Annotated in this window: 24 protein-coding genes and 1 pseudogene; 10 read left to right on the top strand and 15 right to left on the bottom strand. The window is 70.5% G+C overall.

All coding sequences use genetic code 11. The annotated features are described in order from the left end of the window. Positions 1–25: 25 nt before the first annotated feature. From IE252_RS33285 to IE252_RS33270, 4 genes are read right to left on the bottom strand one after another with little or no spacing between them, the layout of a single operon-like run. Entirely contained in the window at positions 26–1,360 is a 1,335-nt protein-coding gene (locus tag IE252_RS33285) for an NADH-quinone oxidoreductase subunit D (RefSeq protein ID WP_190093171.1), read from the bottom strand. After that, positions 1,360–2,085, bottom strand: coding sequence for an NADH-quinone oxidoreductase subunit C (locus IE252_RS33280; RefSeq protein ID WP_190093170.1), 726 nt, complete (start codon positions 2,083–2,085; stop codon positions 1,360–1,362). Before IE252_RS33280 ends, IE252_RS33285 begins: the two co-directional genes overlap by 1 nt. Beyond that, positions 2,082–2,636: a NuoB/complex I 20 kDa subunit family protein gene (locus IE252_RS33275; protein WP_067163033.1), complete on the bottom strand. Its 555-nt coding sequence runs from the start codon at positions 2,634–2,636 to the stop codon at positions 2,082–2,084. Before IE252_RS33275 ends, IE252_RS33280 begins: the two co-directional genes overlap by 4 nt. Before the next feature lie 17 nt (positions 2,637–2,653). Then, positions 2,654–3,013: an NADH-quinone oxidoreductase subunit A gene (locus tag IE252_RS33270; RefSeq protein ID WP_007383963.1), complete on the bottom strand. Its 360-nt coding sequence runs from the start codon at positions 3,011–3,013 to the stop codon at positions 2,654–2,656. 807 nt (positions 3,014–3,820) lie between these two features. Here IE252_RS33270 and IE252_RS33265 point away from each other — a divergent pair. Next, on the top strand, positions 3,821–4,639 hold the full coding sequence (locus tag IE252_RS33265; RefSeq protein WP_190093169.1) for a C40 family peptidase: 819 nt from the start codon (positions 3,821–3,823) through the stop codon (positions 4,637–4,639). 123 nt (positions 4,640–4,762) lie between these two features. On the opposite strand, the gene IE252_RS33260 is transcribed toward IE252_RS33265, so the two are convergent. Continuing rightward, positions 4,763–6,049, bottom strand: a complete 1,287-nt coding sequence (locus IE252_RS33260) for a geranylgeranyl reductase family protein (RefSeq protein WP_190093168.1) — start codon at positions 6,047–6,049, stop codon at positions 4,763–4,765. 100 nt (positions 6,050–6,149) lie between these two features. On the opposite strand from IE252_RS33260, the gene IE252_RS33255 reads away from it, so the two are divergent. Beyond that, a complete protein-coding gene (locus tag IE252_RS33255; RefSeq protein WP_190093167.1) occupies positions 6,150–6,677 on the top strand; it encodes a GNAT family N-acetyltransferase in 528 nt (175 codons plus the stop codon). Between the two features lie 149 nt (positions 6,678–6,826). Here the strand turns inward: IE252_RS33255 and IE252_RS33250 are convergent, their stop codons facing one another. The 5 genes from IE252_RS33250 to IE252_RS33230 form a co-directional block, all read right to left on the bottom strand. Further along, complete coding sequence (locus IE252_RS33250) at positions 6,827–7,738, bottom strand: glutaminase (RefSeq protein WP_190093166.1); 912 nt, start codon at positions 7,736–7,738, stop codon at positions 6,827–6,829. A 19-nt stretch (positions 7,739–7,757) separates the two neighbouring features. Then, positions 7,758–8,453, bottom strand: coding sequence for a demethylmenaquinone methyltransferase (locus IE252_RS33245; RefSeq protein WP_190093165.1), 696 nt, complete (start codon positions 8,451–8,453; stop codon positions 7,758–7,760). A 231-nt stretch (positions 8,454–8,684) separates the two neighbouring features. Continuing rightward, positions 8,685–9,221, bottom strand: coding sequence for an imidazolonepropionase-like domain-containing protein (locus IE252_RS33240; protein ID WP_190093164.1), 537 nt, complete (start codon positions 9,219–9,221; stop codon positions 8,685–8,687). A 4-nt stretch (positions 9,222–9,225) separates the two neighbouring features. After that, a complete protein-coding gene (gene mqnC, locus IE252_RS33235) occupies positions 9,226–10,425 on the bottom strand; it encodes a cyclic dehypoxanthinyl futalosine synthase (protein WP_190093163.1) in 1,200 nt (399 codons plus the stop codon). A gap of 103 nt (positions 10,426–10,528) precedes the next feature. Continuing rightward, the gene (locus IE252_RS33230; protein WP_190093162.1) at positions 10,529–12,298 is read right to left on the bottom strand and encodes a serine/threonine-protein kinase; all 1,770 of its coding nucleotides are present in this window, start codon (positions 12,296–12,298) and stop codon (positions 10,529–10,531) included. A 209-nt stretch (positions 12,299–12,507) separates the two neighbouring features. Between IE252_RS33230 and IE252_RS33225 the strand changes: the two genes are divergently transcribed. Further along, positions 12,508–13,560: an alpha/beta hydrolase gene (locus IE252_RS33225; protein ID WP_190093161.1), complete on the top strand. Its 1,053-nt coding sequence runs from the start codon at positions 12,508–12,510 to the stop codon at positions 13,558–13,560. Positions 13,561–13,572: 12 nt separating this feature from the next. Here IE252_RS33225 and IE252_RS33220 read toward each other — a convergent pair whose 3' ends face one another. Continuing rightward, positions 13,573–14,421 (bottom strand): menaquinone biosynthetic enzyme MqnA/MqnD family protein, encoded by an 849-nt coding sequence (locus IE252_RS33220; RefSeq protein ID WP_190093160.1) that lies wholly within the window; start codon positions 14,419–14,421, stop codon positions 13,573–13,575. A gap of 260 nt (positions 14,422–14,681) precedes the next feature. On the opposite strand from IE252_RS33220, the gene IE252_RS33215 reads away from it, so the two are divergent. Continuing rightward, positions 14,682–14,885, top strand: coding sequence for a cold-shock protein (locus IE252_RS33215; protein WP_003967102.1), 204 nt, complete (start codon positions 14,682–14,684; stop codon positions 14,883–14,885). A 97-nt stretch (positions 14,886–14,982) separates the two neighbouring features. On the opposite strand, the gene IE252_RS33210 is transcribed toward IE252_RS33215, so the two are convergent. Then, the gene (locus tag IE252_RS33210) at positions 14,983–16,620 is read right to left on the bottom strand and encodes an AMP-dependent synthetase/ligase (protein WP_190093159.1); all 1,638 of its coding nucleotides are present in this window, start codon (positions 16,618–16,620) and stop codon (positions 14,983–14,985) included. Between the two features lie 95 nt (positions 16,621–16,715). On the opposite strand from IE252_RS33210, the gene IE252_RS33205 reads away from it, so the two are divergent. The 3 genes from IE252_RS33205 to IE252_RS33195 all read left to right on the top strand — a co-directional run bounded on the left by IE252_RS33205 (position 16,716) and on the right by IE252_RS33195 (position 20,347). Next, positions 16,716–17,723 (top strand): AraC family transcriptional regulator, encoded by a 1,008-nt coding sequence (locus IE252_RS33205; RefSeq protein WP_190093158.1) that lies wholly within the window; start codon positions 16,716–16,718, stop codon positions 17,721–17,723. Between the two features lie 91 nt (positions 17,724–17,814). Continuing rightward, positions 17,815–18,981 (top strand): lipase family protein, encoded by a 1,167-nt coding sequence (locus tag IE252_RS33200; protein WP_190093157.1) that lies wholly within the window; start codon positions 17,815–17,817, stop codon positions 18,979–18,981. A 427-nt stretch (positions 18,982–19,408) separates the two neighbouring features. Continuing rightward, the gene (locus tag IE252_RS33195; RefSeq protein WP_190093156.1) at positions 19,409–20,347 is read left to right on the top strand and encodes an alpha/beta hydrolase; all 939 of its coding nucleotides are present in this window, start codon (positions 19,409–19,411) and stop codon (positions 20,345–20,347) included. Positions 20,348–20,394: 47 nt separating this feature from the next. Here IE252_RS33195 and IE252_RS33190 read toward each other — a convergent pair whose 3' ends face one another. Next, the gene (locus IE252_RS33190) at positions 20,395–20,988 is read right to left on the bottom strand and encodes an MBL fold metallo-hydrolase (protein WP_190093155.1); all 594 of its coding nucleotides are present in this window, start codon (positions 20,986–20,988) and stop codon (positions 20,395–20,397) included. A gap of 138 nt (positions 20,989–21,126) precedes the next feature. Between IE252_RS33190 and IE252_RS33185 the strand changes: the two genes are divergently transcribed. Continuing rightward, a complete protein-coding gene (locus IE252_RS33185) occupies positions 21,127–22,035 on the top strand; it encodes a GlxA family transcriptional regulator (RefSeq protein ID WP_190093205.1) in 909 nt (302 codons plus the stop codon). On the opposite strand, the gene IE252_RS33180 is transcribed toward IE252_RS33185, so the two are convergent. Next, positions 22,019–22,447, bottom strand: a complete 429-nt coding sequence (locus IE252_RS33180) for an ATP-binding protein (protein ID WP_190093154.1) — start codon at positions 22,445–22,447, stop codon at positions 22,019–22,021. The two genes, IE252_RS33185 and IE252_RS33180, sit on opposite strands and share 17 nt — an antisense overlap. 109 nt (positions 22,448–22,556) lie before the next feature. Between IE252_RS33180 and IE252_RS33175 the strand changes: the two are divergent. Further along, positions 22,557–23,402 (top strand): annotated as a pseudogene (locus IE252_RS33175) (helix-turn-helix domain-containing protein). After that, the gene (locus IE252_RS33170) at positions 23,399–23,626 is read left to right on the top strand and encodes a DUF397 domain-containing protein (RefSeq protein WP_190093153.1); all 228 of its coding nucleotides are present in this window, start codon (positions 23,399–23,401) and stop codon (positions 23,624–23,626) included. Before IE252_RS33175 ends, IE252_RS33170 begins: the two are co-directional and overlap by 4 nt. Before the next feature lie 67 nt (positions 23,627–23,693). Here the strand turns inward: IE252_RS33170 and IE252_RS33165 are convergent, their stop codons facing one another. Then, positions 23,694–24,134 carry an RICIN domain-containing protein gene (locus IE252_RS33165; protein ID WP_190093152.1) on the bottom strand — a complete coding sequence of 147 codons (441 nt, stop codon included), beginning with the start codon at positions 24,132–24,134 and terminating at the stop codon, positions 23,694–23,696. Positions 24,135–24,308: the final 174 nt, after the last annotated feature.

Raw genomic sequence — 24,308 nt, 5'->3', positions numbered from 1 at the left:
CCCAGGCTCGTCGGCGTGGTCTCGGTCACCGGTCGACGCCTCCCATCACGGGGTCGATGGACGCGACGGCGACGATGACGTCGGCGACCTGGCCGCCCTCGCACATCGCCGCCATGGCCTGGAGATTGGTGAAGGACGGGTCGCGGAAGTGGACCCGGTAGGGGCGGGTGCCTCCGTCGCTCACGACGTGCACCCCGAGCTCGCCCTTGGGCGACTCGACGGCCGCGTACGTCTGTCCGACGGGGACCCGGAAGCCCTCGGTCACCAGCTTGAAGTGGTGGATCAGGGACTCCATGGAGGTGCCCATGATCTTCTTGATGTGGTCGAGGGAGTTGCCGAGTCCGTCCGGGCCGAGCGCGAGCTGGGCGGGCCAGGCGATCTTCTTGTCGGCGACCATGACCGGGCCGGGCTCCAGGCGGTCCAGGCACTGCTCGACGATCCGCAGCGACTGGCGCATCTCCTCCAGGCGCACCAGGAAGCGGCCGTAGGCGTCGCAGCTGTCGGCGGTGGGGACCTCGAAGTCGTAGGTCTCGTAGCCGCAGTACGGGTCGGTCTTGCGCAGGTCGTGCGGCAGGCCCGCGGAGCGCAGGATCGGTCCCGTCGCGCCGAGCGCCATGCAGCCGGTCAGGTCGAGGTACCCGACGTCCTGCATACGGGCCTTGAAGATCGGGTTGCCGGTGGCGAGCTTGTCGTACTCCGGCAGGTTCTTCTTCATCGTCTTCACGAACTCGCGGAGCTGGTCCACCGCGCCCGGGGGCAGGTCCTGGGCGAGGCCGCCGGGGCGGACGAACGCGTGGTTCATGCGCAGACCGGTGATCAGCTCGAAGACGTCGAGGATGAGTTCGCGGTCGCGGAAGCCGTAGATCATGATCGTGGTGGCGCCGAGCTCCATGCCGCCGGTGGCGATGCAGACCAGGTGCGAGGAGAGCCGGTTCAGCTCCATCAGGAGCACCCGGATCACCGAGGCGCGGTCGGGGATCTGGTCGGTGATGCCGAGCAGCTTCTCCACGCCCAGGCAGTACGCCGTCTCGTTGAAGAACGGCGTCAGGTAGTCCATGCGCGTGACGAAGGTGGTGCCCTGCGTCCAGGTGCGGAATTCGAGGTTCTTCTCGATGCCGGTGTGCAGATAGCCGATGCCGCAGCGGGCCTCGGTGACCGTCTCGCCGTCGATCTCCAGGATGAGGCGGAGCACGCCGTGCGTGGAGGGGTGCTGGGGGCCCATGTTGACGACGATGCGCTCGTCGTCGGCGCGGGCGGCGGTGCGGGCGACCTCGTCCCAGTCTCCGCCGGTGACCGTATATACGGTCCCCTCCGTCGTCTCCCTGGCGGAAGCGCGTGAGGTTGCGCTGTCGGTGTTCATCAGCTGTACGACCTCCGCTGGTCCGGAGCCGGGATCTGGGCGCCCTTGTACTCGACGGGGATGCCGCCGAGGGGGTAGTCCTTGCGCTGCGGGAAGCCCTGCCAGTCGTCCGGCATCATGATCCGGGTGAGGGCGGGGTGGCCGTCGAAGACCAGGCCGAAGAAGTCGTAGGTCTCGCGCTCGTGCCAGTCGTTGGTCGGATAGACGCCGACCAGGGACGGGAGGTGCGGATCGCTGTCCGGGGCGGTGACCTCGAGCCGGATCAGCCGGCCGTGGGTGAGCGAGCGCAGGTGGTAGACGGCGTGCAGCTCGCGGCCCTTGTCGCCGGGGAAGTGGACGCCGCTGACGCCCGTACAGAGCTCGAAGCGCAGGGCCGGGTCGTCCCGCAGGGTGCGTGCCACGCGTACGAGGTGCTCGCGCGCGATGTGGAAGGTGAGCTCGCCGCGGTCGACGACGGTCTTCTCGATGGCGTTCTCGGGGAGCAGGTCCTGCTCCTCCAGGGCGCCTTCGAGCTCGTCGGCCACCTCGTCGAACCAGCCGCCGTAGGGGCGGGAGGAGGCGCCCGGCAGGGTCACGGTGCGCACCAGGCCGCCGTAGCCGCTGGTGTCGCCGCCGTTGGCCGCGCCGAACATGCCCTTGCGGACGCCGATGACGTCACCGGTGTCGTCGCGCTGGGCGGGCAGGCCGCCGTTCTCCGGCGCCTCGGGAGTACGGTCGTCGCTCACCGCAGCAGCCCCTTCATCTCAATGGTGGGCAGCGCCTTGAGGGCGGCCTCCTCCGCCTCGCGGGCGGCTTCCTCCGCGTTCACCCCGAGCTTGGAGCCCTGGATCTTCTGGTGGAGCTTGAGGATCGCGTCGATCAGCATCTCGGGCCGGGGCGGGCAACCGGGCAAATAGATGTCGACCGGCACAATGTGGTCGACGCCCTGCACAATCGCGTAATTGTTGAACATTCCACCCGAGGATGCGCACACCCCCATGGAGATGACCCACTTGGGGTTGGGCATCTGGTCGTAGACCTGCCGCAGGACCGGCGCCATCTTCTGGCTGACCCGGCCGGCCACGATCATCAGGTCCGCCTGGCGCGGTGAGCCGCGGAAGACCTCCATGCCGAAGCGGGCCAGGTCGTACCGGCCGGCGCCGGTCGTCATCATCTCGATGGCGCAGCAGGCCAGGCCGAAGGTGGCGGGGAAGACGGACGCCTTGCGCACCCAGCCCGCGGCCTGTTCGACGGTGGTCAGCAGAAAGCCGCTCGGCAGTTTCTCTTCGAGTCCCATAGGTGCCCCTCAGCCCCTCAGTCCCATTCCAGGCCGCCGCGCCGCCACACGTACGCGTAGGCGACGAAGACGGTGAGCACGAAGAGCAGCATCTCCACGAGCCCGAAAACCCCCAGGGCGTCGAAGGTGACGGCCCAGGGGTAGAGGAAGACGATCTCGATGTCGAAGACGATGAAGAGCATCGCCGTCAGGTAGTACTTGATGGGGAAGCGGCCGCCTCCGGCCGGCGTGGGAGTCGGTTCGATACCGCACTCGTACGCCTCAAGTTTCGCCCGGTTGTACCTTTTTGGGCCGATAAGCGTGGCCATGACCACGGAGAAGATCGCAAACCCAGCCCCTAGGGCGCCGAGCACGAGGATGGGCGCGTAGGCATTCACGCTCCTCGCTCCTTCCAGTCGTCCTTGACCGTTGGACCGCACACGGGCGCCGCTGCCGCCCCCTCGCCACGCGAAGATCGCGCACATGTGAGGCAGTTCACAAGCCCGACTGCACCGCATCCTATGCCCGGTGGTCTGTGATCTGCGACACGGGGTACGCCAACGGCTTTGTGATCTCCACCACCTGACGAAGGATCATGAAGTCGGATGAGCAGTGATCTTCACACTCGAAGCGCCCGAGTGATCACAAGGCGTAGCATCCACTCCTGTTACCGCTGGTCGCAAGGGGTGCGGCACTATCAAGACATGTGCCCTACAGGCAAATTGGCGATGGACTCGTTCGAGTGGTAAAGGATCGCGGCTCACTCGTGCGGGTGAGAGCCTCGCCGGAGGGTGGACCTGTGCACGCGTTCACTAACGCGGAGTCGGTCCGGGATCGGTCCGGAGTCGGCTCGAAGTGATCTAGAACGGACCCCGAGTCGATCGCCCGACAACCCCGGCCCCCGCTCCGCTGATCACGGGCCGGTCACGGGACGGCCGACACCCGGCTACGAAGTGACCTGCGTCACAGGAAACCGTCACGGATTAAACCGGGCTTGGCCAACGGTGTGAACGGATGGTAGGCGACGGGCAATTCGGACTTTTTATAAAAACCACATGATCACAGCCGTGATCGCGCATGCCCGGATTGCCCGTTACGGCGTCAATAAGGGCGCGGAGGAAGCGGATTCGTCCGTTCCGACCGCAACTGTGGCGCAGCACACGTTTCTTGAAGGGAACCGTGAACCCCTGATAGCGGTTGTCCTCATGTCCCACACCGCTCACATACCCAGCCACCGGAAGCCCCGCCGCAGCGCCTCCAAGCTCGCGCTCCGTGCCGGAGTTGCCGGTGGCGTCCTCAGCACCATCGCGGTGGCAGGCGCCACCGGTCCGGCGCACGCCGCCGAGCCGGTGACCGAGACCATCGAGATGCCCACGCTCACGACCGGGCTCGCGAGCACCGCCGCCGCTTCCGCCGAGGCCACCCAGCAGGTCGCCGCCGACCTCCAGCTGAAGGCCCAGCAGAACGCGGCCGCCTCCAGCGCCGCGAAGGTCGCCAAGAAGGCGAAGGCCGACGCGGACGCCAAGGCCGAGGCGGAGAAGAAGGCCAAGGAGGAGGCCAAGGCGAAGGCGGACGCCGCCGAGCGCGCCTCCCGCTCCTCCGCGCGCACCACCCTGAGCGCGTCGACCGGTGGCAGCAGCTCCACCACCACCTCGTCCTCCACCGCCACGGGCTCCGCCGCCACCATCGTGAACTTCGCGCTGGCGCAGGTCGGCAAGGCGTACGTGTCGGGTGCCACGGGCTCCAGCGCGTACGACTGCTCGGGCCTCGTGCAGGCCGCGTACCGCCAGGTGGGCATCGACCTGCCGCGGGTCTCGCAGGACCAGTCGACCGTGGGCCACCAGGTCTCGCTCTCGAACCTCCAGGCCGGCGACATCCTGTACTGGGGCGGCGCGGGCTCCGCGTACCACGTGGCGATCTACGTGGGCGGCGGCAAGTTCGTCGGCGCGCAGAACTCCTCGACCGGTGTGGTCGAGCGCAGCCTGGACTGGGACCGGCCGACCGGCGCGGTCCGCGTCCTCTAAGTCCCGGCGTTCGCTTCAGGCGCTCACAGACGCGCAGAAGGGCCGGTGCTCCCCGAGAGGGGTGCACCGGCCCTTCGCCGTACAAAAGCCCTCAACGGGCCCTCACCGGGCCCTGAGGGGCTCTCAGGCCTTCGGAGCCACCTTCGAGAGGCCGTTGATGATGCGGTCCATCGCGTCGCCGCCCGTCGGGTCGGTCAGGTTGGCGAGCATCTTCAGGGTGAACTTCATCAGCAGCGGGTGGGTCAGGCCGCGCTGGGTCGCGATCTTCATGACCTTCGGGTTGCCGATGAGCTTCACGAAGGCGCGGCCCAGCGTGTAGTAGCCGCCGTAGGTGTCCTTGAGGATCTTCGGGTAGTTGTGCAGCGCCAGCTCGCGCTGGGCCGGGGTCGCGCGGGCGTGCGCCTGGACGATGACGTCCGCGGCGATCTGCCCCGACTCCATGGCGTACGCGATGCCCTCGCCGTTGAACGGGTTGACCAGGCCGCCAGCGTCGCCCACCAGCAACAGGCCCTTGGTGTAGTGCGGCTGGCGGTTGAAGGCCATGGGGAGGGCGGCGCCGCGGATCGGGCCGGTCATGTTCTCCGGGGTGTAGCCCCAGTCCTCGGGCATCGAGGCGCACCAGGCCTTGAGGACCTCGCGCCAGTCCAGCTCCTTGAAGGAGTCGGAGGTGTTGAGCACGCCGAGGCCGACGTTGGAGGTGCCGTCGCCCATGCCGAAGATCCAGCCGTAGCCGGGCAGCAGCCGGTCCTCGCCGGGCCCGCGCCGGTCCCACAGCTCCAGCCAGGACTCCAGGTAGTCGTCGTCGTGGCGGGGCGAGTGGAAGTACGTGCGGACGGCCACGCCCATCGGGCGGTCCTCGCGGCGGTGCAGGCCCATCGCAAGGGAGAGCCGGGTGGAGTTGCCGTCGGCGGCGACGACCAGCGGGGCGTGGAAGGTGACTTCCCGCTTCTCCTCGCCCAGCTTGGCGTTGACGCCGGTGATGCGGCCGGTGCGGTCGTCGATGATCGGGCTGCCGACGTTGCACCGCTCGTACAGCCGCGCGCCGGCCTTCTGCGCCTGGCGGGCCAGCTGCTCGTCGAAGTCGTCGCGCTTGCGGACGAGTCCGTAGTCGGGGTAGCTGGCGAGCTCCGGCCAGTCCAGCTGGAGGCGGACGCCGCCGCCGATGATGCGCAGGCCCTTGTTGCGCAGCCAACCGGCCTCTTCGGAGATGTCGATGCCCATGGCGACCAGCTGCTTGGTGGCGCGCGGGGTGAGCCCGTCGCCGCAGACCTTCTCGCGCGGGAAGGCGGTCTTCTCCAGCAGCAGTACGTCGAGTCCGGCCTTGGCCAGGTAGTACGCCGTGGTCGACCCGGCGGGGCCGGCCCCGACGACGATCACATCCGCGGTGTGTTCGGAGAGGGGCTCGGTCACAGCGGGTTCTCCCGAAGACTCGATTTGGCATGCCGGAAAGCACAGGACATGTGCAGTCTATGGGTGGCTGTTGATCGTTATCGCGAAGGGTTGCCCCGCTATGAGCTCGACCGAGGAGAAGTCCCTGCCGTCGCCGCCCGTCGTACGGCTGCGCGTGCCGACCGAGGAGGACGCGTACGCGTGGCACGAGGTGTTCGACGACCCGGAGGTCATGGAGTTCCACGGGGGCAGGGCGGCGGAGCTGTCGGTGTACGAGGAGTTGACGGCGCGGCAGCGCAAGCACGACGCGGAGCGGGGGTTCTGCCTCTGGACCCTCCTCGACGAGGACGACCGCGTCCTCGGCTTCACGGGGGCGCAGCCGTGGCCGCATGCGTGGGGGCCGGTGGGGGAGGTGGAGATCGGGTGGCGGCTGGCCCGTTCCGCGTGGGGTCGGGGGTACGCGACGGCTGCGGCTCGGGCGACGCTGGATCGGGTGCGGGCTGCGGGGGTTGGTGGGGTGGTGGCGATGGTGGATGCGCGGAATGCGCGGTCTGTGGCGGTTGCGCGGCGGCTGGGGATGCGGTTGGGGGAGACGTTTGTGACGCCGGTGGGTGGGCGGGAGGGGTACTGCTTCCGCCTGGCGCTGTGAGTTCGTCTGCGGGCCTCTGGGCTGGTCGCGCAGTTCCTCGCGCCCCTAAACCCCCTCGGGGGAGCGGCTTTCGGCCAAGCTCGGGGCAACCCTGCTAGGGGCGCGGGGAACTGCGTGGCCAGCCAGCCACGGTCCGCAGGTGGAAGGACTCAGAACACCGACAAGCCCGTCAGCGTGGTGAAGCGGTCCAGGGCCGCTACTCCTGCTACCGAGTTGCCGCGGGCGTCCAGGCCCGGGCTCCAGACGCAGAGGGTGCAGTGGCCGGGGACGATCGCGACGATGCCGCCGCCCACGCCGCTCTTGCCGGGGAGGCCGACGCGGTACGCGAAGTCGCCCGCCGCGTCGTACGTCCCGCAGGTCAGCATCACGGCGTTGATCTGTTTCGCCTCGCTGCGCGAGAGCAGGCGGGAGCCGTCCGCCCTCAGGCCGTGGCGGGCCAGGAAGCGCGCCGCCAGGGCCAGGTCCGCGCAGCTCATCTCGATCGCGCACTGCCAGAAGTAGTGGTCGAGCAGCGTCGGTACGTCGTTGGCGATGTTGCCGTACGAGGCCATGAAGTGGGCCAGGGCCGCGTTGCGGTCGCCGTGGGCCGACTCCGACTCGGCCACCACCGCGTCGAACGCGAGCTCGGGGTTGCCGGTCTCCTCCCGCAGGAACTCCAGCAGCTCGCTGCTGGCGTCCCCGGTGAGGGTCTGGAGCCGGTCGGTGACGACCAGCGCGCCCGCGTTGATGAACGGATTGCGCGGGATCCCGTTCTCGTACTCCAGCTGCACGAGCGAGTTGAACGGGTTGCCCGACGGCTCGCGGCCGACGTGCTCCCAGAGGCTGTCGCCGCCGCGCGCGAGCGCCAGGGCGAGCGTGAAGACCTTGGTGATCGACTGCGCGGAGAACGGCCGCTGCCAGTCCCCCACCCCGTACACCTTGCCGTCGAGGTCCGCGACGGCCATCCCGAAGCGGGACGGGTCGACGTCGGCGAGGGCGGGGATGTACGCGGCGGGGGTGCCGCGCCCGACGAGGGGCGCGACGTCGTCGGCGATCTGGTGGAGGACGGCCTGGTAGTCCACGGTGGTCGGGCCCGCCGGGTTACTGGGGCTTGTAGCCGCGGTGCAGCGCGACCACACCGCCGGTGAGGTTGCGCCAGGCGACCTTGGACCAGCCGGCCTGCTGGAGCCGCGCGGCGAGCGCGGGCTGGTCGGGCCAGGCACGGATGGACTCGGCGAGGTAGACGTACGCGTCCGGGTTCGACGAAACGGCCGTGGCGACCGGGGGCAGCGCGCGCATCAGATACTCGCTGTAGACCGTACGGAACGGCTTCCAGGTCGGCTGCGAGAACTCGCAGATGACCACGCGGCCGCCGGGGCGGGTGACGCGGAACAGCTCGCGCAGGGCGGTGTCGGTGTCCTGGACGTTGCGCAGGCCGAAGGAGATGGTGACGGCGTCGAAGGTGTCGTCCTTGAAGGGGAGCTTCGTGGCGTCGCCGGCCGTGAACGGGAGGTGGGGGTGGCGTCCCTTGCCGACCTTCAGCATGCCGGTGGAGAAGTCGCACGGGACGACGTACGCGCCGGTGGCGGCGAAGGGGAGGGACGAGGTGGCCGTGCCGGCGGCGAGGTCCAGGACCTTCTGGGCGGGGCGCGCGTCGACCGCCTTCGCGACCTCCTTGCGCCACAGGCGGGCCTGGCCGAGCGAGAGCACGTCGTTGGTTCGGTCGTAGTTCGCGGCGACGTCGTCGAACATCGTGGCGACTTCGTGCGGCTGCTTGTCCAGAGATGCGCGGGTCACCCCCTCATTGTGCCTGGGGGCTCCGCCCCCGCCGCCCACGCCCCCCTGGGACGCGCCCGTTCACCTGCGGGCCGGTGGTGGGCTGGTCGCGCAGTTCCCCGCACCCCTTAAATGCGCCCCTTCGGGGCGCCCCTTTAGGGGCGCGGGGAACTGCGCGCTCAGCCCACCACGCTTCGCAGACGAACACCCGGCCGCCCGCCAGAGGGCTTTCGGGAAGGGGTGGGGTGGGGGCTACTTCGCGCGGTACACCAGGCGGCCGCCCAGCACCGTAGCCACGCACACCGAACCGTCGAACACCGCGAACCGGGCCGCGTCACCCACCCGCAGCGGCGGCAACCCCACCCCCGCCGACAGAGCAGGCGTCCCGGACGGAACAGACGCGCGCGGCACCACCGCCACCCCCGAGCGCCGCACGGCCTCCACCACCGCCCGCACCCGCAACTCCCCCGAAACCGCCACCACCCCACACGCCAGCATCCGCTGCACCCCCCGACGGGCGCTCGCGCCCAAGCGCACCTCGTCCGCGAAGAACACCGGCACGGGGTCGACCCCGAGCTCGTCGGCCTCACGGGGATCCGGGTGGTAGGCCTGCTCAAGGAGTTCCGGGCCGTACGGATTGACCAGGCCGGGCACCAGCACCCCCGGCCACCGCCGCACCCGCGCGGCCGGATACGCCGCCGCCAACTCCTCGTACGGCCCGATCGCGGCCACCACAGAGCCCTCGACCACGACCGCGTCGCCCACGGCAGGGGCGTGAATCGTCAGCACGGGGCTAGTTCGACGCGAGCAGCTTCAGCTCCGGATGCGCCGTGCCGCCCTCGATCGCCGTCGACGAGATGTGCGACATGACGCGCTCGTCGACCGGGTCGTTCGCCGGGTCGTCGTGGACCAGCAGGTGCTCGTACGTCGTGGCGCGCTGGGCCGGGACCCGGCCCGCCTTGCGGATCAGGTCGATGATCTCCATGCGGTTGGAGCGGTGCTTGGCGCCCGCCGAGGAGACGACGTTCTCCTCCAGCATGATCGAGCCGAGGTCGTCCGCGCCGTAGTGCAGCGACAGCTGGCCCGCCTCCTTGCCGACGGTGAGCCAGGAGCCCTGGATGTGCGCGATGTTGTCCATGAACAGGCGCGCGACCGCGATCATCCGCAGGTACTCGAAGACGCTCGCCTGCGTCCGACCCTTCAGATGGTTGTTCTCGGGCTGGTAGGTGTACGGGATGAACGCGCGGAAGCCGCCCGTGCGGTCCTGTACGTCGCGGATCATCCGCAGGTGCTCGATGCGCTCGGCGTTGGTCTCGCCGGTGCCCATCAGCATGGTGGACGTCGACTCGACGCCGAGCCCGTGCGCGATCTCCATGATCTCCAGCCACCGCTCGCCGCTCTCCTTGAGCGGGGCGATCGCCTTGCGCGGCCGCGCGGGCAGCAGCTCCGCGCCGGCGCCCGCGAAGGAGTCGAGCCCGGCGGCGTGGATGCGCTGGATCGCCTCCTCGACCGGGACCCCGGAGATGCGGGCCATGTGCTCGACCTCGGACGCGCCGAGGGAGTGGATGACCAACTGCGGGAAGGCCTGCTTGATGGCGCTGAAGTGCTTCTCGTAGTACTCGACGCCGAAGTCCGGGTGGTGGCCGCCCTGGAACATGATCTGGGTGCCGCCCAGCTCGACGGTCTCCGCGCAGCGGCGCAGGATGTCGTCGAGGTCGCGGGTCCAGCCCTTCTTGGTGTCCTTGGGGGCCGCGTAGAAAGCGCAGAACTTGCACGCCGTGACACACACGTTCGTGTAGTTGATGTTGCGCTCGATGATGTACGTGGCGATGTGCTCGGTCCCGGCGTACCGGCGGCGGCGCACCGCGTCGGCGGCGGCGCCCAGCGCGTGCAGCGGCGCCGAGCGGTAGAGGTCGAGCGCCTCTTCGGGGGTGATGCGCCCGCCCCCGGCGGCACGGTCGAGGACGGACTGAAGGTCGGCCTTCTCAGTCACCGGGGTGTCCCTTTCGGCAGGGTTGCGGACGGACCGCCAGCCTACGCCAGCGGGGTTCCCCGGCCTCGGTCCGGGGCCCCGGGCACCCCGGGGCCCCCACCCCTCAGCCCGTCTCCTTGACCAGAGTCGCGTACGGGTTGCCCGCGCCGATCTCCTTCGACTCGTACTTGAGCGTGCCGTCGGAGTTGCGGGTGAAGACCAGGGTGGCCGTGCCGGTGGTGCACAGGCCCGCCGTGTTCTCGCGGGTCATGTCCGTGCGCTCCTCGATCGTCACGCGCTGGGCCGTGCCGGAGACCAGCTTGCCCACCCCGAAGCACTCCACGGTCGTGCCCAGGAGGCTGATCTTGGAGGAGGTGCGCAGAACGTCCTCGCCGGTGGCGCCCGCCTTGAACACCGCCGTCAGATCGCCGTGCGGCTGCCCGGTCGTGGACTCCGTCATCGGGCCCTTCCAGGTCCCGAGGAACGCCTTCGGCACCTCCGACACCGCCGGGCCGCCGGTCGCGCCCGTGCCCGCGTCCCCCGGTGTGCTCGACTGGCTGGGGCCGCTCGACGCCGAGTCGTGCTTCTCGTCGCCGCCCGGCACCAGGTCGAAGAGGAACGCGGCGCCGACGGACGCGGCCGCCACCGCCCCCGCCACGGCCAGCGCGACCGTGCAGCTCATCCGCCGCCCCCGGCCCCGCTCCCCCGGCTCGACGGCCGTCCCGACGGAGAGCGAGACGCGGGGCGGGGCGGCGGGCGGCTCGGGCGTACGCGGCCCGGGCACGGCATCGGCGACGGATCCCGTACCGCTCGTACCGCCGGTCGTACCGCCACTGCCATTGCCGTACGCGGCCAGGCCCTGCGAAGCCCCAGCACCGGAGCCAGCACCCGCCCCCGTGCCCACCCCCGCCCCGTACGACGCGTCCGGCGGCCCGAACACCCCCACCGCCGGGCTGGTGAACGCCACCGGCCCCGACGCCTCCGCGTCCTGCACCTCCGGCTCCAGGTCCAGCAGCCGCACCGCCGACCGGCTGACCTCCTCCACCAGCGCCCCCGGCAGCCAGCCGCCCGCGACCAGCGCGGCCGCGCCGTCCGGGGCGAGCCGCCGGGCCAGTTCGGCGGGGGCGGGGCGGGCCGCCGCCGTCTTGGCGAGGCACGCCTCCACCGCCGCCCGCAGCTCCCCGTCGAGCCGCCCGTCCAGCTCGGGCTCCTCGTGCACCACCTTGTAGAGCAGCGAGGCGGAGGAGTCGCCCGGGAACGGGGGCGCGCCGGTCGCCGCGTACGCCAGGACCGCGCCCAGCGAGAAGACGTCGGCGGCGCCGGTGACGCCCTTGCCGAGGATCTGCTCGGGCGACATATAGCCCGGCGAGCCGATCGAGACGCCCGTCGCGGTGAGCGAGGCCGTGCCGTCCGTGGCGCGGGCGATGCCGAAGTCGATCAGCCGGGGGCCGTCGAGGGTGAGCAGCACGTTGGACGGCTTCACATCGCGGTGGACGAGCCCCAGCGCGTGCACCGCCGCCAGCGCCTCCGCGAGCCCGGCGCCCAGCGCGCGCACCGCGTGCTCGGGCAGCGGCCCGTGCGCGGCGACGGCCTGGGCCAGCGAGGGGCCCGCCACATAGCCGGTGGCGACCCAGGGCACCGAGGCCTCGGGGTCGGCGTCCAGGACCGGCGCGGTCCAGGCGCCGCCGACCCGGCGGGCCGCCTCCACCTCGTGCCGGAAGCGGGCGCGGAACTGTTCGTCCAGGGCGAAGTGCGGGTGGACCACCTTCACGGCGACCGTGCGGCCCCCGGCGCTGCGGCCCAGATAGACCCGGCCCATGCCGCCCGCGCCGAGCCGGCCGAGCAGCCGGTAGGCGCCGATGGTGCGCGGTTCGCCGGTTTCGAGCGGCTGCATCGCGATCTGCTCTCCCCCATGCCGTCAAGTACGGTCGCACAGCAGGGTAGAGCGTGACGTGCGCGGGATCACTCGGCCGGGCCGGATCCACGGCGTACGACGGCGAACCGATTCGAACGACCGGTCGTCTCTCTCTGCGGAGTTCACACGGGAAACTAGTAATTGGCCGGAAAACGCCCCAAGCGTCCCAAAACACCTCGGAGCACCGAATGAATCGCCGCACCACCGCACTGATGGCCGCCGCCGTCCTCGGCTCTGTCGCGCTGGTCTCCGGCTGCTCCGACGAGGGCAAGCCGGTGAGCTTCGACGACCCGGGCACCTCCTCGACGCCCGCACCCAAGGGCAGCGGCGGCAAGGGCTCCGGGCAGGACAAGGGGCAGAACGAGAAGACCTCCGAGGTCGCCTCCAAGACCCTGCTGCCGACCGGCCCGAAGGCGCAGTTCACCACGCAGAACACGCTGGAGGACGGCACCAAGATCGGCGTGACCACGCTGCACGGCAAGAAGTCGGGCTTCACGGGCAAGGTGTGGGTCTGGGCGCCGAAGCAGTACTTCGACCCCAAGTACGCCCAGAGCGGCTTCCCGGTGCTCATAGCCCTGCCCGGCGGCAACGGCTACCCCAAGAACTACTGGATGGGCACCGACCTCAAGCTCCAGAGCAGCATCACGGAGTGGTCCAAGCAGGGCAAGAGCGTCCCGTTCGTCGTGGTGATGCCGGTCCTCAACCCGGACGCGAAGTACTACTACGACGGCAGTGACATACCGGGCCGGCCCAAGATGGGCACCTGGATGACCGAGGACGTGCCGGACTTCGTGAAGGCGAACTTCCGCACCTTCAAGTCCCGGGACGGCTGGGCGTTCATGGGCTCCTCCTCCGGCGGCTTCGTCGGCCTGAAGTCGGTGCTCAAGCGCCCCGACCAGTTCAAGGCCGTGATCGCCTCGGGCCCCGACACCGTGCCGGACTCCCCGCTGTGGGCGGGCCACGAGGCCGAGAAGCAGGCGAACAACCCGGAGAAGCTCGCCCAGGACCTGATCGACAAGAAGGGCCCCGAGGTCGACCTCGCCTTCCAGATCGGCACCAAGGAGGGCGGCATGGCGAACCTGAACGGCTTCATAGCCAAGTACGGCAAGGGCCCGGTGAAGACCCACCTCCAGGTGATCCAGGGCGGCAAGCACAACGCCCACACCTACATCAAGGGGATGGGCGACGGGACCATGCAGTGGATCAGCAGCAAGCTGCAGGCCCCGATCCCGTCGTCCTGACCGTGCCGACGCCTACCGGCTGAGCAGCTCCACCGAGACGTCCGCCGGGAACCCGGTGGTCGGTCCGGTCCGGCGCGCGAACTCCCGTACGCCCTTGAGCTGCTCGGCGCCGAAGCGGAAGTCCAGCGTCGTGAAGTAGCGCTCCAGGAGCTCCGCGTCGAAGACCTCCCAGCGGGCGGCCTGCTCGGCGACCTTGGCGACCTCCTCCAGGGAGAGGTCGCGGGAGGCCAGGAACGCCTCGTGGACCTCGCGCACCACCTCGGGCTCGCGGGCCAGGTAGTCCTTGCGGGTCGCCCACACGGCGAAGACGAACGGCAGGCCCGTCCACTCCTTCCACATGGCCCCCAGGTCGTGGACCTGGAGGCCCAGGCGCGGGGCCTCGTGCAGCGAGGCGCGCAGCGCGGCGTCCCCGATCAGCACCGCCGCGTCCGCCTCCTGCATCATCAGGCCGAGGTCGGGCGGGCACGAGTAGTAGTCGGGCTCGACCCCGTACCGCTCGGCGAGCAGCAGCTGCGCCAGGCGTACGGAGGTGCGCGAGGTGGAACCGAGGGCCACCCGGGCGCCGTCGAGCCGGTCCAGCGGCAGCTGCGAGACGATCACGCAGGACATGACCGGCCCGTCGCAGCCGACCGCGAGGTCGGGGAAGGCCACCAGTTCGTCGGCGTTGCGCAGGAACTCCACGAGGGTGACCGGAGCGATGTCGAGATCGCCCCGGATGAGCTGTTCGCTCAGCTTCTCAGGGCTGTCCTTGGTGAGCTCCAGGTCCAGCAGCGTGCCCGTGCGGGCGAGCCCCCAGTAGAGCGGCAGACAGTTGAGGAACTGGATGTGCCCGACCCGTGGCCGGGTGGTTGTTTGGTCCACATCGCGAGACTAGACCTGTCCTGTTTGTCCAGCTACGGCGGGTAGGTTCGTCAGCACGTCAGAGGCCCGTCAAACTCCCGAGTGACGTGATCTTTCCCTCTACCGCGGCCCCGATCCTGCGTGCTACGCTCCTCGCAAGTTGCAGTTTGGTTTCCCTTGCAGTACAGAGCCTGCGGAGCATGTAACCCGCAGGCTTTTGTAGTTTTCAGACTTGTTTGCAGGTTCTGGAGCAGGGCAACCCTTTGGCCCAAGGAGGGCTTATGGCTACCGGAACCGTCAAGTGGTTCAACGCTGAAAAGGGCTTCGGCTTCATCGCCCAGGACGGCGGCGGCCCGGATGTCTTCGTCCACTACTCCGCGATCAACGCGTCTGGCTTCCGCTCCCTCGAGGAGAACCAGGTCGTGAACTTCGACGTCACGCAGGGTCCGAAGGGCCCGCAGGCGGAGAACGTCACCCCGGCCTAAGTTGCCCGGGTCGGCGATCGCTGACTAGCAGTACCCAAGGAGCCCTGTTCCGTACGGAGACGTACGGAACAGGGCTCCTGCCTTTCGCCGGGCCGGATCAAGCTTTCTCGTACAACCGTTCTATTTCTTCCGCGTACCGCTCGGTCACCGCCCTGCGGCGGACCTTCTGGGTGGGTGTGAGCACCCCGCTCTCGACCGTGAAGTCCTCGTCCAGGACCGCGAAGGCGCGGATGCGGGCGGGGCGCGAGACGCGGGCGTTGGCGGCGTCCACGGCCTCCTGGACCAGGGCCCGCACGGCGGCCGGGTCCTTCCCCGCGACCTCGGCCGGGTCCACGGTGATCAGGGCGACGGGGTACGGGCGGCGGTCCCCCACCATCACCGCGTGCGAGACGAACCGGGACCGTTCGATGGCCAGCTCGACCTCGGACGGGGTGAGGTTCTTCCCGGCGGACGTGATGATCAGGTCCTTCTTGCGGCCGGTGATCGTCAGATAGCCGTCGGGGTCCAGGGCGCCCAGGTCGCCGGTGTGCAGCCAGCCGTCCCCGTCGAGCGCCTCGGCCGTGCCGGCGGGGTTGGCGTGGTAGCCGGGGAAGACGTTCGCGCCGCGCGCCAGCACCTCGCCGTCCTCGGCGATCCGCACCTCGCAGCCGTCGATGGGGCGGCCGACCGTGCCGTAGCGGACGGCGCCGGGGTGGTTGAGCGTGATCACTCCGGCCGACTCGGTCATCCCGTACCCCTCGAACACCTGGATCCCGGCCGCCCGCAGGAAGTCGAGGGTCTCGGGGGCGATCGGGGCGCCGCCGGTGAGCGCCCAGCGCAGGTTGCCGCCGAAGGCGGCGCGCACCAGCTCCGAGAGCTCCTTCCCGTCGGTCACGTGGAGCTCCTCGGCGAGCGAGAGCACGCCTTGGTGCACCTTCTCGAACAGCCTCGGTACGGACGGGAGATGGGTCGGCCGCGCCTCGGCCAGCTCCGCCACGATGTCCTCGACGCGACCGCCGAAGTAGCAGAGCTCGCCGCCGTACAGGAGCGTGGAGAACTGGATGAGCTGGGCGAGGAGGTGGGCGAGGGGGAGGTAGAGGTACGTCCTGTCGCCCGGGCCGCCCTCGGTGAGGGGGAGGGTGGCGTCCTGGACGGCGCCGAGGTTGCCGTGGGTGAGGCGGCAGCCCTTGGGGGGGCCGGTGGTGCCGGATGTGTAGACCAGGGTGGCGGTGTCCTCCGGGCGGACGGCGTTCGCGGTCTTCAGGAGGTCGGCGAGGGTGGCGTTTCGACTGCGGGCCGTCGTGGGCTGGGCGCGCAGTTCCCCGCGCCCCTTGAGGCACCACACCGCCTCCAGCGACGGGAGTTCGGGCCGTAGGGCCTCAAGCCTGGCCGCCTGTTCCTCGCTCTCGTACAGCGCGAATCTTGCTCCCGAGTCCTTCAGGACCCACTTCACCTCCTCCTCCCCGGCCGTCGGGTAGATCGGCACCACCACCGCTCCCGCCGCCAGGCACGCCAGGTGGGTGTGGGTCCACTGGGGGCTCGTCTCGGCGAGGATCGCGATGCGGTCTCCGGGGCGCAGGCCCCGGGACAGCAGGGCGCGACCCAGGTCGCGGACCGCGTCGCGCAGGTCCTCGTACGTCTCGGTGGTCCAGGCGTCGCCGTCGCGGTGGCGCAGGGCGGGGTGGTTCGCGTAGCGGTCGGCGGTCCACTCGGCGAAGAGGGCCAGGGTGGGGGGTCGTACCGGGGATCCCGTCATGTACCCGACGGTAGGGACGCCCGTCGGCCACCGGGGATGACCGGAAACGTCACCCCCGCTGACCGCACCGCTCAATCCCGCTACGGTCGTTGACCATGGGCAAGGGGACGATCACCGTGCACCATGTACGCGCCGTGCTGCGCGGCGCCGAGCGGCGTGGGATCGACACCGTGCCGCTGCTCCAGGCCGCCGGCATCCCGCCGCTGCTGCTCGGGGACGACCGGGCGCGGGTCACGCCCGTGCAGTTCGCGCTGCTGTTCCGGGCGCTGTACCGGGCCACCCAGGACGAGTTCCTCGGGCTCGGCTCGGCGCCGAGTCGGCCCGGGACGTTCGCCATGATGTGCTGCGCCTCGCTGGGCTGCCGCGATCTGGGCGGGGCGATGCGGCGCGGGATCGCGTTCTACCGGCTCTTTCCGGGCGGGCCCGATCTCGCTCTGACGGCCGAGGGGCCGGAGGCGGTCTTCGCGGTGCGGGGCGACCTCGGCGGGCGGGACGAGGACCGGTTCCTCACCGAGTGCCTGCTGATCATCTCGCACCGGCTGTGCAGCTGGCTGGTGGGCCGCCGCATCCCGCTCCTTCGGGCGTCGTTCGGCTATCCGCCGCCCGCGCACAAGGACGAGTACCCGTCGCTGTTCGGCTGCCCGGTCCGGTTCGGCCAGACGCGTACGGAAGCGGTGTTCGACGCGCGCTGGCTGACCGCGCCGCTCGTACGGGACGAGGCGGCGCTTGAGCAGATGCTGCGGCGCTCACCCTTCGAGCTGCTGAGCCGCAGGGCGTACGGGACGACGGTGGCCGAGCAGGTCCACCGCGACCTCGGGCGCGCGCTGCTCGCCTCGCCCCGGCTGCCGTCGCTGGACGAGACGGCGGCCCGGCTCGCCCTCTCCCCGGCCACGCTGCGGCGCCGCCTCCAGCACGAGGGCACCTCGTTCCAGCAGCTCAAGGACGCGGTGCGGCGGGACGCGGCGATCGCGGGGCTGGCCGAGGGGCGGGAGCCGATCGCCGAGCTCGCGGCCCGGCTCGGGTTCTCCGAGGACACCTCGTTCCACCGGGCGTTCCGGCGCTGGACGGGGACGACGCCGGGGGCGTATCGGCTGGGCCAGTGAAGGTGAGCGATACGGTCAGCGCCGTACCTACTGGTCAGTCACTACGGTCTCCTCAACTGCCCCCACCCCACAGGATGTTGGGAGAGCCGCAATGCCCATCCGTACCCGAGTCACCGGCGTGCTCGCCGCCGGGCTCCTTGTCGCCGCAGCCACGCCCGCCGCGTTCGCGGCCGATTCCGATGCCGCCGCCGACGCCGCCGCCCGGCCCGGGGACGTGGTGAGCTCCGCGCCCACGGCGTTCCACCCGCTGCCCGGTCAGTGGACCAACACCAAGGCCTGGCACATCACTTACCGCTCCACCACCGCGAAGGGCGGCCCGAACGTCGTCTCGGGCACGGTGATCGTGCCGAACGACGGCCGGACCGGGCCGCGCCCGCTCGTCACGTACGCGGTCGGCACGGTCGGCATGGGCGACTCCTGCGCGCCGAGCGCGGGCTTCCCGTACGGGACGACGATCGAGGCGACGCTCATCAACCAGATCGTGCAGCGGGGGTGGGCGGTCGCGGTGACGGACTACGAGGGGCTTGGCACGCCCGGGGACCACACGTACACGGTCGGCCGGGCGGAGGGCACGGCGGTCCTCGACGCGGCCCGTGCCGCCCAGCGCCTGGGCATTCCGGGGGTCTCCCCCGAATCCCCCGTCGGGATCATGGGGTACTCCCAGGGCGGCCAGGCCAGCAGCTGGGCTGCGGAGCTGCACAAGTCGTACGCGCCGGAGCTGAGGGTCAAGGGGACGGCGACGGGGGGTGTTCCGGCGGACCTGATGAAGGTCGCGCACTTCAACGACGGCGGGCTCGGGTCGGGCCTGATCTTCATGGCGGCGGCGGGCCAGGATGCGGCGTTCCCCGAGCTGCGGCTCGACACGTACCTCAACCCTGCGGGGAAGGCGCTGGTCGACTACTTCAAGTCCAACTGCGTGGCGGTGGACTCGGTGACGGGCTCCTTCAAGAAGATTACCGACCTGACGGTCAAGAACCCCCTGGAACAGGCGGACTGGCAGGCTCGCCTGAACGAGTCCCGCCTCGGGGCGGTGGCACCGGATGCGCCGGTGTACCTGTATCACGCGACGCTGGATGAGCTCATTCCGTACGAGGTCGGTCGTGGGCTTCGGGCCGACTGGTGCGGGCGGGGCGCGTCGGTGTCCTGGCATTCACTGCCGCTGCTGGGGCATGTGGGTGGGGTGACGGTTGGCGCGCTGCCGGCGGCGGACTGGCTGGGGGACCGCTTCGCGGGGAAGCCGTCGACTGACAACTGCTGACCATTCGGCTGCGGACCGTGGGGGGGCTGGTCGCGCATTTCCCCGCGCCCCTTGTGAGCCCGGTCTTCGTCTGCGGGCCGGTGGCCGGTTGCTCGCGCAGTTCCTCGCGCCCCTAAACCCGCCTTCGTCTGCGGGTCGTCCCCAACTGGTCGCGCAGTTCCCCGCGCCCCTAGAAGTGCCGCTCCGCGGCAATCCCTGGGGCGGCCCGAAGGGGCGCATCTCAGGGGTGCGGGGAACTGCGCGAGCAACCGGCCACGGTCCGCACGTCCAGAGGGTTTAGGGGCGCCCCGCAGGGGCGTTCTTAGGGGCGTGGGGAACTGCGCGGCCAGCCCCCACCGGGCCGCAGGGGTGAATCGGCCGCCGGATCCGGGCGGGCGGCGGCGCGGCCCAGACGTATGGCGGGCGCAGCACCGGCATGCTGCCAAGCATGGCCATGGACCCTGAGATCGCAGCCCTGCTGGCGCAGTACGGGGTCGACGGGCCCCCGCCCGACACCGCACCCACCGTCGAGGAGATGCGCGCGGGCAACCGCATGCTCTCCCTCGCCGTGGCGCCGAACCCACCCCGCCCCGTCGGATCCGTGACCGACGACCGCGTCGCGGGCGTCCCGGTCCGCATCTACCGGCCCGAGACGCCCACCCCCACCCCCACCGTCGTCTTCTTCCACGGCGGCGGCTACATCGTCGGCGACCTCGACACCCACGACGGCGTCTGCCGCCGGATGTGCCGAGACCTGGGCGCCATCGTGGTGAGCGTCGGATACCGGCTCGCCCCCGAGTTCCCCTTCCCCGCCGGGTTCGACGACTGCGTGGCCGTGACCAGCCACGTCGCAGAGTCGCTCGGGGAATACGGCGGCGGCGTCCTGGCCGTGGCGGGCGACAGCGCCGGCGGCGGGCTCGCGGCCGCCGTGGCCCTCGCCTTCCGGGACGAGGGGCGCCCACTGGCCGCCCAACTCCTCGCGTACCCCTGCGTGGACATGAGCAGCAAGAACACCCACCCCTCCCGTACCGAGAACGCCACCGGGTACCTCCTCACCACCGCCGAGGTCGAGAACGACATCCGCCTCTACCTCGGCGAGCAGCCCGCCGCCGCCGACTTCCCCCCGGCCTCCCCGCTCCTGGCCACCAGCCACGAGGGCCTCGCCCCGGCGGTGATCGGCGTCGGCGAGTGCGACCCGCTGCGCGACGAGGGCCTGGCGTACGCCGACGCGCTCATCGCAGCCGCCGTCCCCGTCCGCAAACACCGCTACCCCGGCCTCATCCACGGCTTTCTCAACTTCGACACGAAGTCGAAGGCGGTGGACGAGGCGGTGACACAGATGCTCACGGAGTTCGGCGAACTCCTACGGTCCGCCGCGCCCCTTTAGGGGCGCGGGGAACTGCGCGCTCAGCCACCCACCGGCCCGCAGCCGCACTACCTCGGCACCGCCCCCGACGCCGCAAACGACCCCCCATGCCCCGGCACGATCACATCCGCCACACCCAGCACCCGCTCCCGCGACGCCCGCAGGACCTCCCGGTCCGGTGCCACCGGGTCCTCCGCCGGGCCCTCCGCGTGCCACCACAGGTCGCCCGCGAACGCCACCACACCCTCCTCCGTGCCCGCCAGCAGCGTGATGTCCTCCAAACTGTGCCCCGGCGTACGGATCAGCCGCAGCGACGGCGTGAGCTCGTAGCCCTCGGCGTCCCGGTTGCGCCACTGGTCGCCCGCGTACTCCACCTTGTGGTCGTGCACCAGGGCCCGGCCGAACAGGCCCACGTTCATCGTGTTGTCCGGGTGGTGGTGGCTCAGCACCACGTCCGTGATGTCGTCGGGGCCGAGGCCCAGTTCGGCGAGCGGGCCGAGGATGTCGTCGCGGCTCGCCACCATCCCCGGGTCGAAGATCACGTGCCGGTCGCCGTCCCGCACGTAAGAGACGGTGGCGGCGACCCCGGGGCCCGTCGAGCCGACGTAACCGGTGGTCAGGATCGTGTACTTGGCGCTGCGGCCGAGCGGTGCGTCTGTCATGGCTTTGATCCTTCCGGACCCGCCCGTCCCCCACGAGTGGCACATCTGCCGCCCACCGCAGGATTACTGCCAGCGTGCCAGACTGCTCCCGTGCCGCCCTTCACCACCGTCGCCGCGTACGTCCCGCCAGGAGTCGGCATGCTCGCCGTCGGCATCGTGAGCGAGGTGTTCGGGCCGCACGGCGAGGCCCTGCCCGGCTTCGACTTCGCCCTGTGCGCCGAGCGCCCCGGACCGGTCCCCACCGACCTCGGCGTCCCGCTCGCCATCACCCACGGCCTGGACCGGCTCGCCGCCGCCGACCTGGTGATCGCCCTCCCGGGGGCACAGTTCCGTACGCCACCCGCCCCCGCCGTACTCGCCGCGCTCTCGGCCGCGTACGAGCGCGGCGCACTCGTCGCCGCCCACTGCGTCGGCACCTTCGCGCTCGCCGCCGCCGGGCTGCTCGACGGCCGCCGGGCCACCACCCACTGGCGGTTCGCCGACCTGCTGGCCGACCGCCACCCGGACGTCACCGTCGAGCCCGACGCCCTCTACATCGACGAGGGCCGGGTGATCACCGGCGCCGGAGCCGCCGCGGGCTTCGACCTGTGCCTGCACCTGCTGCGCCGGGAGTACGGCGCCGCCACCGCCAACGCCGTCGCCCGCGACATGGTGCTGCCCTCCCACCGCGAGGGCGGCCAGGCCCAGTATCTGGCCGCCCCCGTCCCCGAGGACGGCCAGGACGAACGCCTCGCCGAGGTCCTCGCCTGGGCCCGCGCCCACCTCCACGAACCGCTCCCCGTCGCGGAGTTGGCCCGCCGCGCCCTCATGAGCAAGCGCTCCTTCGCCCGCCGCTTCACCGCCGCGACCGGCACCACCCCGCACGCCTGGCTGCGCGATCTGCGTCTGAGCAGCGCCGAGGAGCTCCTGGAGACCACGGACCTGCCCGTCGAGGAGATCGCCCGTCGGGTCGGCTACGGCAGCGCGGCCGTCCTGCGCGAGCAGTTCGTACGCCGCCGGGGTGTCCCGCCTCGCTCCTACCGCCGCTCGTTCACGAGCGCGCCGTAGCGCCCAGGTCCACTTCCGCCCACACCGTTTTCCCCGGCGCCCTCCCGTCCACCCCCCACGCCTTCGCCAGCGCCTCGACCAGCAGCAGGCCCCGCCCGCCCTCGCCCTCCCCCGCCGGCTCCGGGCGGGCCGGGAGGCGGTCGGCCCTGGTGTCCGTCACCTCGATGCGGAGTACCGTGCCGAGTACGAGCCGGAGTTCGAAGTCCCGGCCCGGTACGCGTCCGTGGAGCACGGCGTTCGCCGCCAGCTCGGCCACGATCAGGGCGGCGGTGTCGGACCCCTCGCTGTCGTGCGGCACGCCCCAGGCGTCCAGCTGCCCGAGCGCGAGGATCCGGGCGAGCCGCGCGCCTCTGCGCGTACTGCTGAACCGCCGCGCGAACTCGACCGTGGGGGTGGTGATTTGCGGATTCATGTCACCGAGCGTGACGAGGTGTGCGTAGGCTGAACAGGGTCGTCGGCCCGACACCGGCTTTTCTGTACGGGTCCGGCGCACGCCCTGTACGAGTCTTCGCCCGTGACCCATGGAGGGGTGCATGGAGGAGGAAGAGGACATCACCTCGGACCTGTTCACCGCCGTGGGAGAGCAGATCAAGGTCCTGCGGATCCGGGCCGGGCTGACGCAGCGGGAGTTGGGCCGTCTGGTCGGGTACACGGAGAGCCAGATCTCGTCGATCGAGCGGGGCGTACGGGTCCCGCAGCCGGACTTCCTGGAGAAGGCGGACAAGCTCCTGAACGCGGGCGGCTTGCTGCTTGCGGTGAAGAAGTCGATCGAGAAGGCGCAGGCGAAGGCGCGGGTGCGGCATCCGGGTTGGTACCGGAACTACGCCTGGCTGGAGGCCTAGGCCCTCGAACTGCACCACTACGGCACGCAGGCCGTGCACGGGCTGCTCCAGACCGAGGCGTACGCACGCGCTCTGTTCACCCAGCGACGCCCGCTGCTGAGCGACGAGACGATCGAGAAGCGCGTGGCCGACCGACTCGCCCGCCAGGAGGTGCTTCAGCGCTGGCCCGCGCCGACTTTCAGCTTCGTGTTCCAAGAGGTTGTCCTGCAACAGCCCATTGGCGGGCGGGCCGTCCGGGTAGAACAACTCGGGCAGCTCCTGCGCATTGCCCAACTACGAACCGTCGAGCTCCAGGTCATGCCGACGGACCGTGAGGACTGTCCTGGCATCGACGGCCCATTCACCCTGCTCACCTCCAAGAAGGGGCGGCAGGTTGCATACACGGAGATCCAGGGCCATCCCCGGTTGATCACGGATCCCGAAGAGGTCCGCGTCATCGTCACCCGCTATGGGATCATCCGAGCGCAGGCTCTCACGCCCCGGGAGTCGCTGGCCCTGATCGAGAAGATGCTGGGAGACGCATGAACTGGTTCAAGAGCAGCTACAGCGGCGCCGAGGGCGGCGAGTGCGTTGAGGTCGCCTACGCCTGGCGCAAGTCGAGCTACAGCGACGGTGAAGGCGGCGCGTGCGTCGAAGTCGCCTCCCACCCCTCCGCAGTCCACATCCGTGACTCGAAAAACACCCCGGGCCCGGAAATCACCGTACTCCCGTCCGCCTGGGCCGCATTCGTCTCGTACGCCACTCGGTAAAACAAAAAAAGCGGCTGCGCCGACTTTGTAAGTCGGCGCAGCCGCCGCCGCTTTCGATCCGTCAGGATCAGACGTTCTCGAAGCGCCACTTCTGGTTTTCGCGGCCTTCCCAGGGCTCGATGATGAGCTGGGTCTTTTCCTTCTCGTCAGGCAGCGTTGCCACGCCGTCCATGTACGGGAAGTGGATCCGGAAGAAGCCGTCGCCGACGGGCTCGATCGACCACTGCTGGCCGTACGGTTGGGTGGCGATCAGCGGCGGGTAGATCCTGATGATGCTCTGCGCGAAGAAGACCGGGGTGCCACCGGTGGTGATCAGCTTGCTCCTGAGCTGGTAGACGTTGCCCGGGAACTGCTCGACCTCCCACTGCTGGTTCTCGCCCTTGTGGTAGCTGAAGCCGATGATCGGCGTGTTCGGCTCGATGCGGGCGTCGCGCACGTCGATCACGCGGTCCTGGTACGCGGCGTTCTTGATCACGTACGTGCCGTGGGTCAGAAACTCGGCTGCCATGAATCCTCCTGGGTCTAGAAGGGGACGGCTTTGATCGAGCGAGCCCCAACTTAGGCGCATCCGCCCGTTCCGTAACGGGGACTTCACGTCGTACGGCGAGAATGAGGATGGCCGGGGCGGGGTGCAATTCACCCCCGCTTTTCGGCCCGGTTGGCCGAGTAAACCATTCCCACT

This window comes from Streptomyces melanogenes, assembly GCF_014649795.1.
GTDB classification, from domain to species: Bacteria; Actinomycetota; Actinomycetes; order Streptomycetales; family Streptomycetaceae; genus Streptomyces; species Streptomyces noboritoensis.
Note: the sequence above shows the minus strand (reverse complement) of the source record. Positions and strands in the feature narration are given on the sequence as shown.

Bases quoted from the DNA above. Each gene is read 5' to 3' on its own strand.
- IE252_RS33285 (WP_190093171.1), bottom strand. From the start codon at position 1,360: ATGAACACCGACAGCGCAACCTCACGCGCTTCCGCCAGGGAGACGACG.
- IE252_RS33275 (WP_067163033.1), bottom strand. From the start codon at position 2,636: ATGGGACTCGAAGAGAAACTGCCGAGCGGCTTTCTGCTGACCACCGTC.
- IE252_RS33265 (WP_190093169.1), top strand. From the start codon at position 3,821: ATGTCCCACACCGCTCACATACCCAGCCACCGGAAGCCCCGCCGCAGC.
- IE252_RS33255 (WP_190093167.1), top strand. From the start codon at position 6,150: ATGAGCTCGACCGAGGAGAAGTCCCTGCCGTCGCCGCCCGTCGTACGG.
- IE252_RS33230 (WP_190093162.1), bottom strand. From the start codon at position 12,298: ATGCAGCCGCTCGAAACCGGCGAACCGCGCACCATCGGCGCCTACCGG.
- IE252_RS33225 (WP_190093161.1), top strand. From the start codon at position 12,508: ATGAATCGCCGCACCACCGCACTGATGGCCGCCGCCGTCCTCGGCTCT.
- IE252_RS33215 (WP_003967102.1), top strand. From the start codon at position 14,682: ATGGCTACCGGAACCGTCAAGTGGTTCAACGCTGAAAAGGGCTTCGGC.
- IE252_RS33210 (WP_190093159.1), bottom strand. From the start codon at position 16,620: ATGACGGGATCCCCGGTACGACCCCCCACCCTGGCCCTCTTCGCCGAG.
- IE252_RS33205 (WP_190093158.1), top strand. From the start codon at position 16,716: ATGGGCAAGGGGACGATCACCGTGCACCATGTACGCGCCGTGCTGCGC.
- IE252_RS33200 (WP_190093157.1), top strand. From the start codon at position 17,815: ATGCCCATCCGTACCCGAGTCACCGGCGTGCTCGCCGCCGGGCTCCTT.
- IE252_RS33195 (WP_190093156.1), top strand. From the start codon at position 19,409: ATGGCCATGGACCCTGAGATCGCAGCCCTGCTGGCGCAGTACGGGGTC.
- IE252_RS33190 (WP_190093155.1), bottom strand. From the start codon at position 20,988: ATGACAGACGCACCGCTCGGCCGCAGCGCCAAGTACACGATCCTGACC.
- IE252_RS33185 (WP_190093205.1), top strand. From the start codon at position 21,127: ATGCTCGCCGTCGGCATCGTGAGCGAGGTGTTCGGGCCGCACGGCGAG.
- IE252_RS33180 (WP_190093154.1), bottom strand. From the start codon at position 22,447: ATGAATCCGCAAATCACCACCCCCACGGTCGAGTTCGCGCGGCGGTTC.
- IE252_RS33170 (WP_190093153.1), top strand. From the start codon at position 23,399: ATGAACTGGTTCAAGAGCAGCTACAGCGGCGCCGAGGGCGGCGAGTGC.
- IE252_RS33165 (WP_190093152.1), bottom strand. From the start codon at position 24,134: ATGGCAGCCGAGTTTCTGACCCACGGCACGTACGTGATCAAGAACGCC.